The 18437-nt window shown below is 73.7% G+C and carries 14 protein-coding genes; 12 read left to right on the top strand and 2 right to left on the bottom strand.

Features of this window, described 5'->3' with window-relative positions:
- Nucleotides 1-31: 31 nt before the first annotated feature.
- On the bottom strand, nt 32-1345 hold the full coding sequence (locus BOQ63_RS17420; RefSeq protein WP_030285385.1) for an alpha/beta fold hydrolase: 1314 nt from the start codon (nt 1343-1345) through the stop codon (nt 32-34).
- 650 nt (nt 1346-1995) lie between these two features.
- Between BOQ63_RS17420 and BOQ63_RS17415 the strand changes: the two genes are divergently transcribed.
- The 8 genes from BOQ63_RS17415 to BOQ63_RS17380 all read left to right on the top strand — a co-directional run bounded on the left by BOQ63_RS17415 (nt 1996) and on the right by BOQ63_RS17380 (nt 12652).
- Nucleotides 1996-4122: an amylo-alpha-1,6-glucosidase gene (locus BOQ63_RS17415; protein ID WP_223886254.1), complete on the top strand. Its 2127-nt coding sequence runs from the start codon at nt 1996-1998 to the stop codon at nt 4120-4122.
- A 200-nt stretch (nt 4123-4322) separates the two neighbouring features.
- Entirely contained in the window at nt 4323-5081 is a 759-nt protein-coding gene (locus tag BOQ63_RS17410; protein WP_030285389.1) for an NUDIX hydrolase, read from the top strand.
- Between the two features lie 238 nt (nt 5082-5319).
- Nucleotides 5320-5604 carry a hypothetical protein gene (locus tag BOQ63_RS17405; RefSeq protein ID WP_072654594.1) on the top strand — a complete coding sequence of 95 codons (285 nt, stop codon included), beginning with the start codon at nt 5320-5322 and terminating at the stop codon, nt 5602-5604.
- Between the two features lie 205 nt (nt 5605-5809).
- Nucleotides 5810-7267: an ATP-binding cassette domain-containing protein gene (locus BOQ63_RS17400; RefSeq protein ID WP_050366556.1), complete on the top strand. Its 1458-nt coding sequence runs from the start codon at nt 5810-5812 to the stop codon at nt 7265-7267.
- 3 nt (nt 7268-7270) lie between these two features.
- Entirely contained in the window at nt 7271-8176 is a 906-nt protein-coding gene (locus tag BOQ63_RS17395; RefSeq protein WP_030285396.1) for a hypothetical protein, read from the top strand.
- A 259-nt stretch (nt 8177-8435) separates the two neighbouring features.
- Nucleotides 8436-9368, top strand: coding sequence for a FadR/GntR family transcriptional regulator (locus BOQ63_RS17390; RefSeq protein WP_037829944.1), 933 nt, complete (start codon nt 8436-8438; stop codon nt 9366-9368).
- Between the two features lie 504 nt (nt 9369-9872).
- The gene (locus BOQ63_RS17385; RefSeq protein ID WP_043388755.1) at nt 9873-11528 is read left to right on the top strand and encodes an RNA polymerase sigma factor; all 1656 of its coding nucleotides are present in this window, start codon (nt 9873-9875) and stop codon (nt 11526-11528) included.
- A 323-nt stretch (nt 11529-11851) separates the two neighbouring features.
- Nucleotides 11852-12652: a S1 family peptidase gene (locus BOQ63_RS17380; protein WP_150476370.1), complete on the top strand. Its 801-nt coding sequence runs from the start codon at nt 11852-11854 to the stop codon at nt 12650-12652.
- A 246-nt stretch (nt 12653-12898) separates the two neighbouring features.
- Here the strand turns inward: BOQ63_RS17380 and BOQ63_RS17375 are convergent, their stop codons facing one another.
- Nucleotides 12899-13132, bottom strand: a complete 234-nt coding sequence (locus BOQ63_RS17375; RefSeq protein ID WP_030285403.1) for a DUF7455 domain-containing protein — start codon at nt 13130-13132, stop codon at nt 12899-12901.
- Between the two features lie 538 nt (nt 13133-13670).
- Between BOQ63_RS17375 and BOQ63_RS17370 the strand changes: the two genes are divergently transcribed.
- From BOQ63_RS17370 to BOQ63_RS17355, 4 genes are all read left to right on the top strand, one after another.
- Entirely contained in the window at nt 13671-15782 is a 2112-nt protein-coding gene (locus tag BOQ63_RS17370; protein ID WP_030285406.1) for a DNA gyrase/topoisomerase IV subunit B, read from the top strand.
- 152 nt (nt 15783-15934) lie between these two features.
- Nucleotides 15935-16420: a CcdC protein domain-containing protein gene (locus BOQ63_RS17365; RefSeq protein WP_037829947.1), complete on the top strand. Its 486-nt coding sequence runs from the start codon at nt 15935-15937 to the stop codon at nt 16418-16420.
- Nucleotides 16421-16450: 30 nt separating this feature from the next.
- Nucleotides 16451-17650 carry a sensor histidine kinase gene (locus BOQ63_RS17360; RefSeq protein ID WP_030285410.1) on the top strand — a complete coding sequence of 400 codons (1200 nt, stop codon included), beginning with the start codon at nt 16451-16453 and terminating at the stop codon, nt 17648-17650.
- Nucleotides 17647-18408, top strand: coding sequence for a response regulator transcription factor (locus tag BOQ63_RS17355; RefSeq protein WP_030285412.1), 762 nt, complete (start codon nt 17647-17649; stop codon nt 18406-18408). Before BOQ63_RS17360 ends, BOQ63_RS17355 begins: the two co-directional genes overlap by 4 nt.
- The last annotated feature ends 29 nt before the right edge of the window (nt 18409-18437 follow it).

Genomic DNA, 18437 nt, shown 5'->3' with positions numbered 1-18437 from the left:
ACCGCTCGCCGCCCCACCGGTCGGAAGGCCGCTAGGCCTCGCCGTGCGCCATCTTGATCAGCCGGTCCAGCACCTTGCCGCCGCTCACCCGCAGGCCGTCGTGCTCCCATTCGTTGGTGATCCAGGTCCGCAGGCCGCGCACCGCGCGGGCGGTCTCCAGCGAGTCGGCGGTGTCCACGCACATGTCGTCGTGGTACACCGTCGCCACGACGGGCACGGTGTTGGCGGCCAGGCGCGCCGGGTCGTAGAGGTCGGGCCAGTCGGTGCGGGCGGCGAGCAGCTCCGCGGTCTCCTTCAGCGGGCGCAGCGCCGGGTCGGCGTCGAACATCCAGGGGTAGATCATCTCCCCGGTGAACAGCACCGGAGCGCCGGTCTCCAGCGCCGTGCGGGCGTCGAACTCCGGGAACTCCTTGCGGACCCGCTCGGCCGACCAGGCCGTGCTGCCCGGGTCCACCGAGCGCTGGCCGTAGATCGACTCGTGCAGCACGGCGTACAGCGGTCCCTCGGCGAAGGAGAGCCGGGCCTGGACACCGGCCAGGAAGGTGTCGGAGAGTTCGGGCCCGGCCGGGCCCTCCACCCAGGCCTCCTCCAACAGGTAGTGCAGGGCGCCGGAGCCACTGCCGCCGACGAACATCATTCCGAGCACCTGGAAGGCCTCGACGGTGAGCAGCCCGCCGTCCGGCAGGGTGGCGGGGGAGTCGGCGAGGTGGGCGACGATCCGCCGCACGGCCTCGACGTCCTGCGGGAAGCGGCGGTAGTGCTCCTCGTTCTTGCGGACAACGCGCGGGTAGGCGGCGCGGTAGACGTCGTCGGCCGAGCTGCGGAGGCCGGCCAGGCCGCCGGTGATGAAGGCCTCGGTCAGGCCCTCGGGGGCGAACGAGAGGTAGGTGAGGGTGCAGAAGCCGCCGAAGCTCTGGCCGAGCACGCTCCAGCGCTTCCCGGCGCCGAGCAGCCGGTGGCGGATCAGCTCGGCGTCCCGGACGATCGAGTCCGCGCGGAAGTGGGCCAGGTAGTCCGCCTGTTCCTGCGGGCCGCCGCGACGGGCGAGGGTCTGCCGGGTCGCCGGCGTGGACCGCCCGGTGCCGCGCTGGTCGAGCAGCAGGACCCGGTAGTCGTCCAGGGCGCGATCCAGCCAGGTGTCCCGGCCGAGCGGGCGGGCGGCCTTGCCGCCGGGGCCGCCCTGGAGGAAGAGCAGCCAGGGCAGGTCGTCCCGCTCGCGGCCGGAGGCCACCACCTCGCGGGCGTACACCTCGATCTGCTCCCCCTCGGGGGAGGCGTGGTCGAGCGGGACCTGGAAGACGTGGTCGGTCGTGACAATCCCGGGCAGTCGGCTGACGGTGGACATGCAACTCCTCGGTCTCTGCTGGTCACAGCGGTTGCGTCGCGGTCCACGGGATCACCGGGTAGGGGCGCCGCGACCCCCGCACCGTATCCTGGCGCGGTCGTGCACCGGTTCGACCGTCCTCGTCCGCCGAACCGGCCGGCCGGTGGTGACGGGACCCTTCCGCGACGGTCCGACGGAGGTGGCACGACCTCCCGGTGGGGCGGGCACGACCAGCGGTGGCCGTGCCGGGCGTGACCTGGCGGCGGTGCGCGGCGTTCACCCGGGGGGCCCTACGCCCGGACGGTGTCCGACCACAGCCCGGGTCGGAGTGGCCGCCCGGCGGTGCGGACCCGCGGCGGGCGCGGGCCGCGAGCGCAGGTCGCCACGGGCAGGTCGCCACGTACAGGGCGTCACCGGCGGGCTGCGGCGTCGAACCTGACGGGGCACCGGGCGCGACGACGTGCCCGACGCGAAGGCGCGGCGCGCGGTACCGGACCGGTACCGCACACCGCATGGCACGGCCCACCGCCGGGTACGGCCAGACACGGCACACCCGCCGACGGGGCTCGCCCCGTCGGCCGGGCAATGTCAGCACGCGACCGAGCATGCTCGCGGCCCACCGGCCTGACCGGCCACCGGACCGCCGAGGGGAGGAGAGTCCGGTGACCGCCATGAGGCCACTGCAGGCCATGCCGGCCGAGAGCGTGGTCGGCGCGCCCAGACCGGCCGGCCGTCCCGACCAGGGACCGGCGGCCGGGCCCGCAGGCGCAGCCGTCGGCCCCGGACGGCCCATGGCCCCGCCGCGCCCCCAGCCCCCGGCCGTCCACCACGCGCTGCTCTGCGTCAACGCCCCCGCGATGGCCGCCTCCGGCCCGGACGGCCAGCTGCGCGGCCACGGCCTGCACGGCTTCTACCGCAACGGCGTCCGGGTGCTGGCCCGGATGGAACTGCGGCTGGGCGGCATGGAACCGCTGCCGCTCCAGGGCACCCTGACCAGCGCCGCCCAGGCCCGCTTCCTCGGCGCCGTCCGCGTCCCCGGCGACCTCGACCCGGATCCGGCGCTCACCGTCGAGCGGCTGCGCCACGCGGACGGCGTGGAGACCGTGACCGTGCGCAACACCGGTGCCCGGCCCGCCCGGCTGCCGCTGGAGATCGCCCTCGGCACCGACCTCGGCCCGGTCGGCGAGATCGCCGCCGGACACCGGCCGCCCGACCTGCCCGGGCAGGTGCAGTCCGCCGGGCTGCGCTGGTCCGGCCCGGTGCACAGTGCCGTGGTCAGCGCCAAGCCCTCCCCGCACGCCGTCCTGGCCGGGGCCGGGGTGCTCCGCTGGGACCTGGAGGTCCAGCCCGGCGCCCGCTGGTCGGTCGAGCTGCGCGCCGAGCTCGAGAGTGCCCCCGGCGGCGGCCCGCGCCCGCCCGCCGGGCGCGGCACCGGCGTCCCGCTGCCCTGGGCCGAACCGGAGGTGCGCAGCGACGATCCGCGTGCTGCCCTGCTGGTCGACCGTTCCCTGGACGCCCTCAGTGGACTGCTGTTCGCCGACCCGGACCGCCTGACCGACCTCTATCCGGCGGCTGGCGCGCCCTGGCGCTTCGGCCTCGCTCCGGCCGACGCGCTCTGGGCCGCCCGGCTGACCCTTCCGCTCGGCACCCGGCTCGCAGCCGGCACCCTGCGCGCGCTGGCCCGCCGCCAGCAGCTCACCCCCGCCCCGGGCCGCACCGAGGGTCTGCTGCCCGGCGCCCTGCGGCACGGCGGCCCCGAACTGCCGCCCACCTGCACGGCCACCGAGGCCACCCTGCTGTTCGTCACCGTGCTGGCCGAGGCCTGGCGTTGGGGGATGCCCCGGATGGAGGTCGCCGAACTGCTCCCGGCCGCCGAGCGGGTGCTGGCCGCGCTGCGCGAGGGCCTGGTCGACGGCTTCGTCACCGACCTGAGCCGTCCGGCGCAGGAGCGGGCCGCCCACCCGGTGGCCGCCCGCGCCGAGGTCCAGGCGCAGGCCCATCGCGCCGCGCTGCACGGCGCCGAACTCCTGGAGGCCTTCGGCAGGCCGGGAGCCGAGGAGTGGCGGAGCTGGGCCGCCGGGCTGCGCGGGCGCTTCCGCGAGCGGTTCTGGATCGACGACCTCTCCGGCGGCCGCCCCGCCGCCGGACTGGCCCCGGGCGGCCACCCGTTGCCGGCCCTCGCCGGCTCCCTGGTGCACCTGCTCGACACCGGGCTCGCCGTCGACGGCGACCGGCACGAGAGCCTGCTGGACCGCGAACAGACCCGGCTGTTCGCCCAGCGCCTGGTCGCGCCCGAACTGGACAGCGGCTGGGGCCTGCGCACGCTCACCGCGAAGTCCCCCCGCTTCAACCCGCTGGGCCACCGCGGTGGCGCGGTGCGGATCCACGAGACGGCGCTGGCGATCGCCGGACTCGCCGAGGCCGGTCACGAGAACGAGGCTGGCGCCCTGCTGGAGGGCCTGCTCGCCGCCTCCGCCCACTTCGAGGGACGGCTGCCGGAGATGTACGCGGGGGAGCAGCGCGCCCCCGGCTGCCCACCGGTGCCGCACCCGGCCGCCTGCCGCCCGGCAGCTGTCTCCGCGGCCGGAGCCGTTCACGCGGTGTTCGCGCTCGCCGGCGTCCGGCCCGACGTCCCGGGCGGCCGTGTGCTGGTCCGCCCGGCCAGCACCGCCCCGCTCGGCGAACTCGAGCTGACCGGCCTGCGGGTGGCGGGCGAGCCCTTCTCGGTCCGGGTGAGCCGGATCGGGGTCGCGATGGTGGAGGAGGCGTCCGCCGAACTGCAGCTGGTCGCCCGCTGACACCAGGGCGCGCCCCGGTGCCGCGCGCCCGGCGTGAACCGTCGGACACGCCCCGGGCCGGCTGAAGGCGCCCATGGTGCGCGCCGCGCGGTCCGCGGCCGCCCGTGCGCGAACCGTGCCGGGCCGCCACGGTCACCGGCACTGCGCGCTCCGCGCACGGGCCTGTGCTTATCGTCAGAGAGACGACTATGATCGTCGCCATGTCGCGCTACGATCCGTCGGCCTTCCCCCCGTTCGCTGTCACGGTTGACCTGGTGGTTCTGACGGTGCGCGACCACTCGCTCTGCGCCCTGCTGGTCAGACGGGGCGAGCCGCCCTACCAGGGGTACTGGGCGCTGCCTGGCGGCTTCGTGCGCCCGGACGAGGGCCTGGCCGAGGCGGCCTCCCGTGAGCTGGCCGAGGAGACCGGCCTGCGCGCCCACTCCGCCCCTGGCCACGAGGCGGTAGGCCCCGGCGCGGCCGGCGCCCATCTGGAGCAGCTCGCCACCTACGGCCACCCGCAGCGCGACCCCCGGATGCGCGTGGTCAGCGTCGCCTACCTGGTGCTCGCCCCCGACCTCCCGACCCCCAGGGCCGGCGGCGACGCCAGCAGCGCCCGCTGGGCCCCGGTCAGCGAACTCCTCGGCGAGAGCCCGGCCGACGGAGTCCCGCTCGCCTTCGACCACGGGCTGATCCTCGCCGACGGCGTGGAGCGCGCCCGCTCCAAGATCGAGTACTCCTCCCTGGCGACGGCCTTCTGCCCGCCCGAGTTCACGGTGGGCGAGCTGCGTCGCGTCTACGAGGCCGTCTGGGGCGTCGCCCTCGACCCGCGCAACTTCCACCGCAAGGTCACCGGCACCCCCGGGTTCCTCCTCCCTTCCGGCGGCACGACCACCCGTCAGGGCGGACGCCCGGCCCAGCTCTTCACCGCCGGTGGCGCGACCGTCCTCAACCCGCCCATGCTCCGCCCCGACTCCTGAACACCCCGGCCCTCCGCGCATCCCGGCTCCTGAGCATTCCGGCTCCTGCGCACCCCGCCCCCTGCGCACCCCGCCCCCTGCGCACCCGAGGCCCCCGAGAGTCCCCGCTCCGCACCCGGCGCCGCCGGACCGGCCGAACGGCCCCGGCCCGTGGGCCACGACGACGGCCCCGAACGCACAGTGGCGTTGGACGCTTCGGTCACCGGACCGAAGGCCTTCGCACGGCGGGAGCCCCGTGATGACCACCAACGACAACCGCGCCGGGCAGCGGAGCCTCATCGAAAGCCAGGTGGCGGACTTCAAGAACCTCAGCGCGACCGCCACCAGGACCGCGAGGCAGCTGGCCGCCCTGAAGGCCGAGCCGCACGCCGACCCGGCCACGATCGCCTCCGTGCAGGAGACCCTGAGCGCCGAGGAGGAGCAGCTCGCCGAGATGGCCGCCGCGGGCAAGGCCGCCGTCGAGGAGTTCCAGGGAGAGTGCGTCGGTCAGACCCGCCCGCCCGGTGCCGCGGAGTTCTGCTGACCGATCCGCCGACCCCGGACCGGCGGAACACGGACGGCCCCCGGTCACCCCCGCCGCGTGAATCGCAGGATCGGATTGTCCCCTGATCGGGTGAGGCAGGCGGGCGGCGGGCCCGTGGCGTTTCGGTAATGCCCGGAATCGGCGTTGTCGACCCCTAATGTGCTGGCGTCGAGCAGGTAGGCCGAGGGCATGGGAGCAGCCAGCGATGATCCAGATCACCGGACTGACCAAGGTCCGTCACAAGGGCGCACCGCCCATCGTGCTCGATGTGACCTTCGACGCCCGGCCCGGCATGGTGACCGTGCTGCTCGGCGACGAGGGCGCCGGCAAGTCCACCGCGCTACGGCTGATGCTCGAACTCGAACGCGGCCAGGGCGTCACGCTCTTCGACGGCCGCCCCTACCGCCGGATCCGGCGTCCCGAGCGTCAGATCGGTGTGCTGCTGTCCGGGCCGGGGGACGGCGCCACCGCGGTTGCCGGAAACCCTGGGCGCAAGGCGCGCGGCCACCTGCGGATGCTGGCCGCGGCCGTCGGCGTCCCCGTCCGGCGGGCCGACGAGCTGCTGGAGCAGACCCGGTTGTCCGCCGTCGCCGAGCAGCGGCTGCGCACCTTCTCACCGGGCATGCACCGCCGACTCTCGCTGGCCGCCGCACTGCTCGGCGACCCCGGCACACTCCTGCTGGACGCGCCCACCGAAGGCCTGTCCCCGCGCAACGTCGAGTGGTTCCACTCCTTCCTGCGCTCCTTCGCCGTCGCGGGCGGAACGGTGCTGGTGACCACCCGGACCCCGCGGGAGGCCGCGCAGCTCGCGGACCGGGTGGTCACTCTGGACCGCGGCCGTCTGGTGGCCGACCAGCCGGTCGCGGAGTTCTGCCGGACCAGGCTCAGCCCCGAGGTGGCCGTCCGGGGGCCGCAGATGGCCCGGCTGGCCGACATGCTGGTCAACCAGGGCGCCCGGGTGCGCCCGGACGGCGGCGCGGGCCTCGCGGTGGCGGGCATCGACCGCACCGAGATCGGTGAACTCGCCTATCGCAACGGGATCCTGCTGCACGAACTGGCCGACCGGGTGGTCGAGCAGCCGGTGCCCCGCGCCGCCCCGCCGGTGACCTCGGGAAACTCCGGGCACCTCGGCCTCCAGCGGGATTCCGAGGCAGCACACGAGACCGCACAGGAGATGGCGCACGCGTCGGCCCACACCTCCGTCACCGAGGCCACGCCGCCGACCCCGGAGCCGAGTGCCACCCCGGCACCTCTGCCCACGCTCCCCGACCGCCCCGCCTCCGCCGTCCCGACCGTCCCGGAGCCAGCCACGGAGGGCCGAGCCCGGGACGACGCGGCGGTCCGGCCCACCCGAGCGTTGCCCGTCGCTGCAGTGACGGCCGTCCTGCCCGCCCTCACCGCGGCCCCGCAGGCGGACCACGCACCCGCCGTCGACCGGCTCCTCCGCAACCAGCTGACCCCCGCCGCCCGCCCCACCCCGGCCCCCGAGCCCGCGCGCACCGAGCCCGCCCGCACCGAGCCCGTCCGCTCCGATGCCGCCCCCACCCAGCCCTCGCAGTACCGCGAGAGCGCTGCCGACCTGCTCAGTGACGACACCGTCCGCCTCGGCCGGGTCACCGCCGGCAAGACTCCCGCCACCCCCGACGACCACCGGAGCGAGTGAACCGTGCGTGACCTGGCCTACGAGCTGCGCCGCCTGCGCGGCCTGCGTTCCACCTGGCTGCTGCTCGCCGCCGTCCTGCTCTGTGACGTCGTCGTGGCCGCCGTCCTGGCGAGCCAGGCCCCGGCCGGCCCGCTGGCCGCCCCGGCCGGTGTCCGGCTGCTGACCGCCGCCGTCCCGTTGATCCCGCTGCCCTTCGCGGCGCTCGGAGCCGGGCTGCTGGGCGCGCTCTCGTACGGGCACGAGGTGCGCCACCCCGGGTTGGCGGCCTCGCAGGTGACGTACTTCCGGCGGGTGCGGCTGCTGCTGGCCAAGCTGCTGGTGGTCGGCCCGGTGGCGGCGCTGCTGGCGCTGGTGACCGTGCTGCTCGACACGGTGGCCGTGCACCTCGCGCTGCCGGCCGGGGTGACGGTGCCGGCCTGGACGGACCCCGAGGCGTTGTCAGACCGGGTGTCCGAGGCGCTGGGCGCCGTCGGGCTGGGCGGGCCGGCCGACCTGCCGGGCGTGTTCGCCCCGGTGGCGCTGGTGGTGGGCCACGGGGTTCCGGCCGCACTGCTGGCCTTCGTCCTGCTGACCGTGGTGGCCGCCTGGACCGGCGTCCTGACCGCCTCGCTGACCCGCAGCGCCGCAGCCGGCGTGCTGCTGCTGTGCGCGCTGCCGCCGCTGCTGGAGTCCGGCGTCGCCCTTCTGCTGCGCCGGACCGGCCGTCCCTGGCCGACCAGGGCGGCGGAGCTGCTGCCCTTCCAGTCCGGGATCGAGTGGGCCTACGGCTGGGTGTACGGCGGGGCGCGCGAGGCCGCGGCGGGGAGCGCGGCGTTGACGGACCCGGCGCTGCTGGCCGCGGTCGCGGTCCCTGCGGTGGCCCTGATGCTGGCCGCCCTGCTCGTCCAGGTCCGCCGCCGCTCGCTGTAGACCCGTCCGGACCTCCCCGGCCCGTCCGGGCCCGCCTGGATCCGCCCGCACCCGCCCGGACCCGCCTGGAGTCCCCCGGACCCGCCTGGAGTCGCCGCACCTCGCACCGGGGCCCGTCGCGTCTCACGGCGGGCCCCGACCGTCCCGCCCCGGCACCGCGCGGAGCCCCGAAGCAGCAAGATCGACCATCGGTGACCGTAATGAGCGGTTCTTCCTGATAAGAAGTCAATTATCCAGTCACGGTCGATCACCCTTTCGTGTGCTTTTCACGAGAATTCTCAAGCTGCGCCTGCTGATCGCCGACAAAGGAGGCGTGAGTACCCTTGCGCACCCCACCATGACCCCCGCCCGTTCCGCCGAAGGGCCCATCCATGGCCCCGGCGATCTGGACCGCTTCTCGTACGCCGACCGGCCGACCCCGCCGGCGCCCCGCTGGGAGGGCGCCGAGTCCGACATCGGCCGGGTCGGCCGCAAGACCACCAGCAGCCGCGGGCGCGGCCTGCACGGCCAGCTGGTCCAGCAGCTCGGCCAGATGATCGTCTCCGGCGACCTCGGTGCCGACCGTCCGCTCGTGCCGGAGGAGATCGGCCAGCGGTTCGAGGTCTCCCGGACCGTCGTCCGCGAGTCGCTGCGCGTGCTGGAGGCCAAGGGCCTGGTCAGCGCCCGTCCGAACGTCGGCACCCGGGTCCGCCCGGTGGGCGACTGGAACCTGCTGGACCCGGACATCATCGAGTGGCGCGCCTTCGGCCCGCAGCGGGACGAGCAGCGTCGGGAGCTGTTCGAGCTCCGCTGGGCGATCGAGCCCCTGGCCGCCCGCCTCGCCGCCGGTCACGGTCGGGAGGACGTCCAGCAGCGGCTGGTCGAGCTGGTCGAGATCATGGGCCACACCGCCGCCCAGGCCGACCTGTCCACGTACACCCGCGCCGATGCCGAGCTGCACGCCCTGGTCCTGCAGATGGCCGGCAACCGGATGCTGGAGCACCTGTCGGGGATCGTCTCCTGCGCGCTGCAGGTCTCGGGCGGTCCGGCGATCTCCTGCGAGCGGCCGTCCGAGTCCTCGGTCAGCCTGCACGCCCGGCTGGTGGACGCGCTGGGCACGGGCGACGGCACCGCGGGCGAGGTCGCGATGCGTGCGCTGCTCACCGTCCACCCCGAGATCGAGCCCTCCGTCCCAGCGCCCCGGGAGCACTGAGCGGGCTGTTCTCGGCGAGCGGACGCACCGGAGGCGGTCCGCTCCTCCAGGGCCCTCCGGCCGCACCGCGCGGCGCAGCCGGAGGGCCTCTGCGCGGCGGAGAGCGCCGACCCCGGCCGACGGCGGCCGCGAGGCCGAGCCGCGGAAGCCGAGCACGCCCCCGCCCCCTCGATGGGATGACAATTCCATGACAATCAACTCGGCCGAGAGTGCGCGATGATGGATCCCGGCCCCGGGGCCGCGGGCGCCGAGCGGTGTGACCCGCGACACCAAGGCCATGCGTAACACTTGACGAGTAGCAGCGATGTGTCCTGAGCGGAAGCAGCTCCGGAATACTCCAACATGTCAGAATGCTGTGTTGGTCCGCGGCGCTGCTGCCGTCCTGCAAACCCAGTCCTCAAGCCCGAGTCGGTCGGAATCGACACCGCGCGCCCGGCGCGCGATCTCCTTCCCCGCCCGCTCGGGCGGCCGGTACGGGTTCGAGTCCACTCATCGTCCGAGAGGTTGTTCGTGTCGGCCAGCACATCCCGTTCGCTTCCCCCCGAGATCGCCGAGTCCGCGGCTCTGCTGGCGCTCATCGAGCGGGGCAAGGCCCAGGGGCAGATCGCCGGTGACGACGTGCGCCAGGCGTTCGAGGCGGACCAGATCCCGGTCACCAAGTGGAAGAACGTCATGCGCAGCCTCAACCAGGTGCTGATTGAGGAGGGGGTGGACCTCATGGTCAGCGCGGCCGAGCCGGCCGGCGCCAAGCGCAAGAGCGTTGCTGCCAAGAGCCCCACCAAGCGCACCGCCACCAAGGCTGTCACCACCCGGACTCCGGCCGCTCCGTCGGCCCCGACCAAGCCGCCCGTGCGGATCGCCCCCGGCGCGCCCGTCGCGGCTCCGGCCGTCGCGGCCGCCGCCGCGGCGCCCGCCCCCACCGTCTCCGCCGAGATCACCGTCGAGGGGACGACCAGCGTCGTCGCCGAGGCGAAGTCGGTCGCGGCGAAGAAGGCCGCCCCGGCCAAGAAGGCCGCGGCCAAGAAGACCGCCGCGCCCGCCAAGAAGACCGCCGCCAAGAAGACCACCGCCGCCAAGGCCGGCAAGGGTGGCGACGAGGAGCTGCTCGGCGACGAGGAGCTGCTGGAAGACGTCGCGCTGCCCGGTGACAAGGCCGAGGCCGAGGCCGGTCCGGAGGAGGAGTCGGAGGGCTTCGTCCTCTCCGACGACGACGAGGACGACGCGCCGGCCCAGCAGGTCGCCGTCGCCGGTGCCACCGCAGACCCGGTCAAGGACTACCTGAAGCAGATCGGCAAGGTCCCGCTGCTCAACGCCGAGCAGGAGGTCGAGCTCGCCAAGCGCATCGAGGCCGGCCTGTTCGCCGAGGACAAGCTCTCGGCCGCCGACAAGCTCGCCCCGAAGCTCAAGCGCGAGCTGGAGATCATCGCCGAGGACGGCCGCCGGGCCAAGAACCACCTGCTGGAGGCCAACCTCCGCCTGGTGGTCTCGCTGGCCAAGCGCTACACCGGTCGCGGCATGCTGTTCCTGGACCTGATCCAGGAGGGCAACCTCGGTCTGATCCGTGCGGTCGAGAAGTTCGACTACACCAAGGGCTACAAGTTCTCGACCTACGCGACCTGGTGGATCCGTCAGGCGATCACCCGCGCCATGGCCGACCAGGCCCGCACCATCCGCATCCCGGTGCACATGGTCGAGGTCATCAACAAGCTGGCCCGCGTCCAGCGCCAGATGCTCCAGGACCTGGGCCGCGAGCCCACCCCGGAGGAGCTGGCCAAGGAACTCGACATGACCCCCGAGAAGGTCATCGAGGTCCAGAAGTACGGCCGCGAGCCGATCTCGCTGCACACCCCGCTGGGCGAGGACGGCGACAGCGAGTTCGGTGACCTGATCGAGGACTCCGAGGCGGTCGTCCCGGCCGACGCGGTCTCCTTCACCCTGCTCCAGGAGCAGCTGCACTCGGTGCTGGACACCCTGTCCGAGCGCGAGGCCGGCGTGGTCTCGATGCGCTTCGGACTGACGGACGGTCAGCCGAAGACGCTCGACGAGATCGGCAAGGTGTACGGGGTCACCCGTGAGCGCATCCGCCAGATCGAGTCGAAGACCATGTCGAAGCTGCGCCACCCGTCGCGTTCCCAGGTGCTGCGCGACTACCTGGACTGATCGACGGCAGTACGCGACGAAGGCCCGGAACCGTGCGGTTCCGGGCCTTCGGGCCGTTCGGGGGCGGTGCGTCAGCGTCCGGGCGGCGCTTGTCGCTCGTCCGGGTGGCGGCGTACCGGGATCGGGTCGCGCAGTGTAGTTGAGCACCTACGCTGTGCCGGTTGCCTGCTGCCGAGCCTTGTGGAGTCACGGTGCTGACCGACCCGGATCGAGCCGACCTGCCGACCCCCGCCCCGTGCCGGGCCGCCCCGACGGCCGTCCGTGCCACCGTTGCGCCTGCGGCCCCGAGGGCCGACCGGACCGGCCGCCGTCGGCGGGGCGCCCTGCTGGCGCTGCTCGCCGCCGTCCCGGTGCCGCTGGTCGCCCTCGGTGCGGCCGCCCCGGCCGAGGCGCAGCGGCGGGTGGTCGGGGGTGAGACGGTGAGCACCGCGGACCACCCGTGGATCGTGGCGCTGTCCAGCCGCCAGCAGTTCGGCAGCGGACGTTCCGGCCAGTTCTGCGGCGGCGCGCTGGTCACCCCGACCAAGGTGGTGACGGCCGCGCACTGCTTCTACGACGAGTCCAAGGGGCGGGTGGACCGGCCCGGCCTCAAGGTGATCGTCGGCCGGGACGACATGCGCGGCTCGACCGGCCACGAGGTGGCCGTCCAGCAGGTCTGGATCCACCCCGACTACGACTTCGCGGCGAACATGAACGACGTGGCGGTGCTCACCCTCGCCGAGTCCCAGGGCGGCCGGCCGGTGGTCGGCCTGGTCGGCCAGGGCGAGAGCGGGCCGTACGCGGCCGGGACCGGCGCGCAGGTCTACGGCTGGGGCGACACCAGTGGCCGGGGCGACTACTCGCCGGTGCTGCGCGGGGTGGACGTGCACATCGTCCCGGACCAGACCTGCGCGCACGCCTACCCGGGCGGGCCGGAGAGCAAGTTCGACGCCCGGGGCATGGTCTGCGCGGGCGAGGAGAAGGGCGGCAAGGACGCCTGCCAGGGGGACAGCGGCGGTCCGCTGATCGTGGCCGGCCGGCTGGCCGGACTGGTGTCCTGGGGGACGGGCTGCGCCGAGGCGGCCCACCCGGGGGTCTACACCAGGGTGTCATCTGTCACGGACGCGGTGCACTCGGCGCTCTGAGCATCGCTGCGGGTGATGGTGCGGTGACGTTCTGACGCCGTTTTCGGGTCCGATGGGGCGCCGGCGCGGTCCCGGGCGGGCGAACGCGGGCCCATGCGGGAGAACGCGGCGAGAACCGTCCGGAGAAGCGTTCAGGAACAGCGAAGCCGGGTGGTCGGCCCCCGAAGGGGTTGACCACCCGGCTCCCCGGTCGCGCACCGTGCGCGACCGGACACAGCTCATGCCGGCTGGATGGGGCGCCTTTGATCAGCGCTCGTCGTCGACGGCCGTCGCGGTGGTGCTGGTGGTGAGACGGCCGCTCTCGTCCTGTATCTCCACGGCGATCTTCTTGAGCTCGGGCTCGAACTTCCGGCCGTGGTGGGCGCAGAAGAGCAGCTCTCCGCCGCTGGCGAGTACGACGCGCAGGTAGGCCTGGGCGCCGCAGCGGTCGCAGCGGTCAGCCGCGGTCAGCGGGCTCGCAGGTGTCAGAACAGTAGTCACGTCGCCTCTTCTCTAGCTCGACGAGCTGTCGTACCAGGGTCAACATCCAACCAGGCCGAAAACGTTCCCGCTCGTGGCTTTTCTTCTCTGAGGATTCTGCTGTGTTGATGAGGACGTGCCCCGGGGGCCGGTGGTTCATGCGTGCCGAATCCCGGGATCCGCCCATCGCTCGAACGTCCGATCGGGACCGGTGTCGAGGTCCGCGTAGCATAATCCTCTGCCGGGTTGGAGCATAAGCCCCGTCCCGGGCCCCGGTAGCCTGCATAACGGCAGTTCCGGAGCCCCTTCCCGACCCCACGTTCCGCCAGGACCGGTGGTAGCGGGAGGAGATGGCGCCCCCGGGGCCCACACCCGAGGGCGGTCCTTGTTCGCGCAGCGCGTACAAGCTGCGCCGGGCCGGCCCGCCGTGCTGTGCACCCGTCGCAGGGGTGCGAGCACAGGGAGCGACGACTGTCGGTGCGGCGTGCTGCACTGGCGGATGGTCCGGATGCGTCCGGATGTGACCGATGAGACAGAACTTCACCGAGGAGAGTGCCGCGTGAGTGCCGAAACGACCGTGCCGTCCGCGCTGCTGGCCGGCGACGACGGTTCCAACTACACCGCGCGGCACCTGCTCGTCCTGGAGGGCCTGGAGGCCGTCCGCAAGCGCCCCGGCATGTACATCGGTTCCACCGACAGCCGTGGTCTGATGCACTGCCTCTGGGAGATCATCGACAACTCGGTCGACGAGGCGCTGGGCGGCTACTGCGACCGCATCGAGGTCCTGCTGCACCCGGACTCCTCGGTCGAGGTCCGCGACAACGGCCGCGGCATCCCGGTCGACGTCGAGCCCAAGACCGGACTGTCGGGCGTCGAGGTCGTGATGACCAAGCTGCACGCGGGCGGCAAGTTCGGCGGCGGCTCGTACGCGGCCTCCGGCGGTCTGCACGGCGTCGGCGCCTCGGTCGTCAACGCGCTCTCCGCGCGGCTGGACGTCGAGGTCGACCGCAACGGCCACACCCACGCGATCAGCTTCCGCCGCGGCACCCCCGGCATCTTCACCGAGGCCACCCCGGACGCGCCCTTCGAGCCCGCCAACGGCCTCACCCGGACCCGCAAGGTGCCCAAGACCCGCACCGGCACCCGGATCCGCTACTGGGCCGACCGGCAGATCTTCCTCAAGGACGCCAAGCTGTCCCTGGAGAACCTGCACAACCGCGCCCGGCAGACTGCCTTCCTCGTCCCCGGACTTACCATCGTCGTGCGTGACGAGCGGCTCACCGAGAGCGAGCAGGTCGAGGAGTCGGTCTTCCACTACGACGGCGGCATCGCCGAGTTCTGCGAGTTCCTGGCCCCCGACAAGCCGGTCAGCGACGTGCTGCGGCTGCGCGGCGAGGGCACCTTCAAGGAGACCGTGCCGGTCCTGGACGACCTCGGCCACATGACCCCGACGGAGGTCACCCGCCACCTCGGAGTGGACATCGCGCTGCGCTGGGGCACCGGCTACGACACCACGCTGCGCTCCTTCGTCAACATCATCGCCACCCCCAAGGGCGGCACCCACGTCACCGGCTTCGAGCGCTCGCTGGCCAAGACCGTCAACGAGGTGCTGCGCTCCAGCAAGCTGCTGCGCGTCGCCGAGGACGACATCACCAAGGACGACGCCACCGAGGGCCTCACCGCCGTGGTCACCGTCCGGCTCGCCGAGCCGCAGTTCGAGGGCCAGACCAAGGAGGTGCTGGGCACCTCGGCGGCCAACCGGATCGTCGCGGCCGTCGTCGCCAAGGAACTCAAGGCCTTCCTCACCTCGGCCAAGAAGGACCAGAAGCAGCAGGCCCGCGCCGTGCTGGAGAAGGTCGTCGCCGCCGCCCGCACCCGGGTCGCCGCCCGGCAGCACAAGGAGGCGCAGCGCCGCAAGACCGCGCTGGAGACCAGCTCGCTGCCCGCCAAGCTGGCCGACTGCCGCAGCGACGACGTCGAGCGCAGCGAACTGTTCATCGTCGAGGGGGACTCCGCGCTCGGCACCGCCAAGCTCGCCCGCAACTCCGAGTTCCAGGCGCTGCTGCCGATCCGCGGCAAGATCCTCAACGTCCAGAAGGCCTCGGTGAGCGACATGCTCAAGAACGCCGAGTGCGCCGCGATCATCCAGGTGATAGGGGCAGGTTCGGGCCGCACCTTCGACATCGACCAGGCCCGCTACGGCCGGGTGATCTTCATGGCCGACGCCGACGTGGACGGTTCGCACATCCGTACCCTGCTGCTGACCCTCTTCCACCGCTACATGCGGCCGATGGTCGAGCAGGGCCGGGTCTTCGCCGCCGTCCCGCCGCTGCACCGGATCGAGCTCACCAACCCCAAGCGCGGCCAGGAGAAGTACCACTACACCTACTCCGACGCCGAACTGCGCTCCACCCTGCTGGAGTTCCAGCGCAAGGGGCAGCGCTGGAAGGAGCCGGTGCAGCGGTACAAGGGCCTGGGCGAGATGGACGCCGACCAGCTGGCCGAGACCACCATGGACCCGCGCCACCGCACCCTGCGCAGGATCAACCTGGGTGACCTGGAGCAGGCCGAGAAGATCTTCGACCTGCTGATGGGCAACGACGTCGCCCCGCGCAAGGAGTTCATCGTGGACTCGGCGGCCACCCTGGACCGCTCCCGCATCGACGCCTGACGCGCCCGGCCGGGGCCCTCCACCCGTGGGTGGAGGGCCCTCGCGCTGCCGGTTCCACCCGGGCTCCACCCCGGCGCCGATCAGCGGGGAGCGGCGGATCCGTAGCGTCGGAGAGGTCAGCGAAAGCCTCTCCCCGGGACGGAGAACCCCCCATGACTGCCGTAGTCAACCTCCTCGTGACCGCCGCGGTGGTGGTCCTGGTGGTCCAGCGCCAGATGCGCGTCCAGCGCCTGGACACCGAGCGCCGCTTCTGGCTGCTGCCGCTGATCCTGGGTGTGCTCGCGCTGCGCGATCCGCAGATCATCGACCACCACCACGCCGCACTGTCGGCCACCCTGCTCGTCGCGGGGCTGCTCACCGTGCTCGCGATGGGAACGGTCTGGGGCTGGACCGTGCGGATCTGGCGGGCCGCCGACGGCAAGGTCCTGGTCAAGGGAACCAAGGCCACCCTGGCCGCCTGGGGCGGGATGCTGGCCATCCGGATCGGCCTGTACGCGATCGGCTCGGCCCTGGGCGTCCACCAGGCGGGCAGCTCGCTGATGCTCGGCATGGCGGTCCTGCTGCTGGTCCGCTCGCTCGTGGTCAACTGGAGGGCCCGGACGCTGGAGCCCGCGCAGGCGACCGCCGTACTGCACTGATCCACCGCAGTGAGCACCGAGGAGGCACCCGTGACCGGGTGGTACTGGACCCGCTGGCCGTCCCGGGAGGGGATGGAGCGCGACGCCGAGAGCGGACCGCGGCGGGTCCTCACCGTGCTGGGCCGGATCGTCGTGCTGGCCGTCGTCGGCTGGGGGACCTTCGCCGACGGCAAGTACACCGGCTGGGCGGCGGCGGCCGCGGCGGCCGGGCTGGCGGCGGCCGCCGCCCTCTGCGCGGCGTTCCTCCAGGCCAGCCGGGAACAGCGCCCGGCCGCCTCCTACCTGCTGGCCGCCGCCCTGGTCGGGGCGGCCTGGCTGGCGAACTGGGGGCGGGCCTACGCGCTCGCCGACCTGATCTGGGTGGGACTGGCCGTGGTCGCGCTGGTCCGGCTGCCGCCAGCGCCCGCACTGGCCGTCGGCACGGCCGCGCTGGGCTCGTACACCGCGGCCAGCTGGGCGAGTTGGCTCAGCATCGTCGCCACCATCGGCGGCGTCGCCCTGCTCGGCTTCCTGCTGCGGCTGGACATCGAGGCGCGCGGTACCGCCCGCCGGCTGCTGGTCCAGGAGCGCGCCGCCCGGGCCGCCGAGGCGGAGAGCGCGGCACTCGCCGAACGGGCCAGGATCGCCCGGGAGATCCACGACGTGCTCGCCCACAGCCTCTCCGCGCAGCTGGTCCACCTGGAGGCGGCCCGGCTGATGCTGGACGCCGGGACGGACCGCGAACAGGTCCGCGAACGAGTCGTCGCCGCACGGCGGATGGCGCAGGACGGGCTGGCCGAGACCCGGCAGGCGCTGTCCGCGCTGCGCGGGGAGTTCACACCGGTCGGGGAGTTCCTGGTGGAGCTGACCGAGCGGGAGCGGGCCCCGTTCACCGTCACCGGCACGCCCCGGCCGCTGGCCGCCGAGGCCGGTCTGGCGGTGCGGCGCACGGCGCAGGAGGCGGTGACCAACGTGCGCAAGCACGCGCCGGGCGCCCGCTGCTCGGTCGAACTGCGCTACCTGGACGACGCGGTGGAGCTGGAGGTGCGCAACGCCCGGGCACCGCGCGGCCAGTCCGCGGGCGAGCCCGGTGGACCGTCCTCCGACGGGTCGTCCTCCCGTGAACTGGCCGACAGCGGCAGCGGGTACGGTCTGCTGGGGATGCGCGAACGCGCGGAACTGCTCGGCGGCACCCTGCTGGCGGGCCCGGAGGACGGAGGGTGGCGCGTGTTGCTGCGGGTGCCGGCATGACGGATGCGGTCACCAGGGTGCTGGTGGCGGACGACCAGACGGTGGTGCGCGAGGGCATCGTGATGCTGTTGGGGCTGCTGCCCGGCATCGAGGTGGTCGGCGCGGCGGCGGACGGGGAGGAGGCCGTCGCCCTGGTGGAGCGCCATCACCCGGACGTGGTGCTGATGGACCTGCGGATGCCGCGCGTCGACGGCGTCGAGGCGACCCGGCGGATCCGGTCCGCGCACCCGGGAACCGAGGTCGTGGTGCTCACCACCTACGCCGACGACGAGTCGCTGTTCCCGGCGCTGCAGGCCGGGGCGCGCGGTTACCTCACCAAGGACGCCGGCGGCGAGGAGATCGCCAAGGCCATCGCGGACGTCCGCTCGGGTGCGGCCGGGCTCTCCCCGCAGGTTCAACTCCGGCTGCTGGAGAGGCTTTCGGAGGCTTCGCCGAAGTCCGCGCCGAGCGTGCCGAGCGGTCCGGGCGGTCCGAGTGCGGCGGGCGGTCCGAGTGCGCCGGGCGGTTCGGGCGCACCGGCCGCGCCGGGCGCCGCCCGGGCCGGGGAGCTGCCGGACGGGCTGACCGTGCGGGAGGCGGAGGTGCTCGCGCTGATCGCCGAGGGGCTCTCCAACGCCGAGATCGCCCAGCGGCTGTTCGTGAGCCAGGCCACCGTGAAGACGCACATCAACAACCTGTTCGCCAAGACCGCGGTGCGGGACCGCGCGCAGGCGGTCGCGTACGCCTTCCGGCACGGAATCACCGGTATGCAGCAGTAGTCGGATGAGCGTCCGTCAGATGATCGATC

Origin of the sequence: Streptomyces viridifaciens, assembly GCF_001888885.2 — a bacterium.
Classification (GTDB): domain Bacteria; phylum Actinomycetota; class Actinomycetes; order Streptomycetales; family Streptomycetaceae; genus Kitasatospora; species Kitasatospora aureofaciens.
The sequence above is the reverse complement of the archived record's forward strand: the minus strand, read 5'-3'. Positions and strand labels throughout refer to the sequence as shown.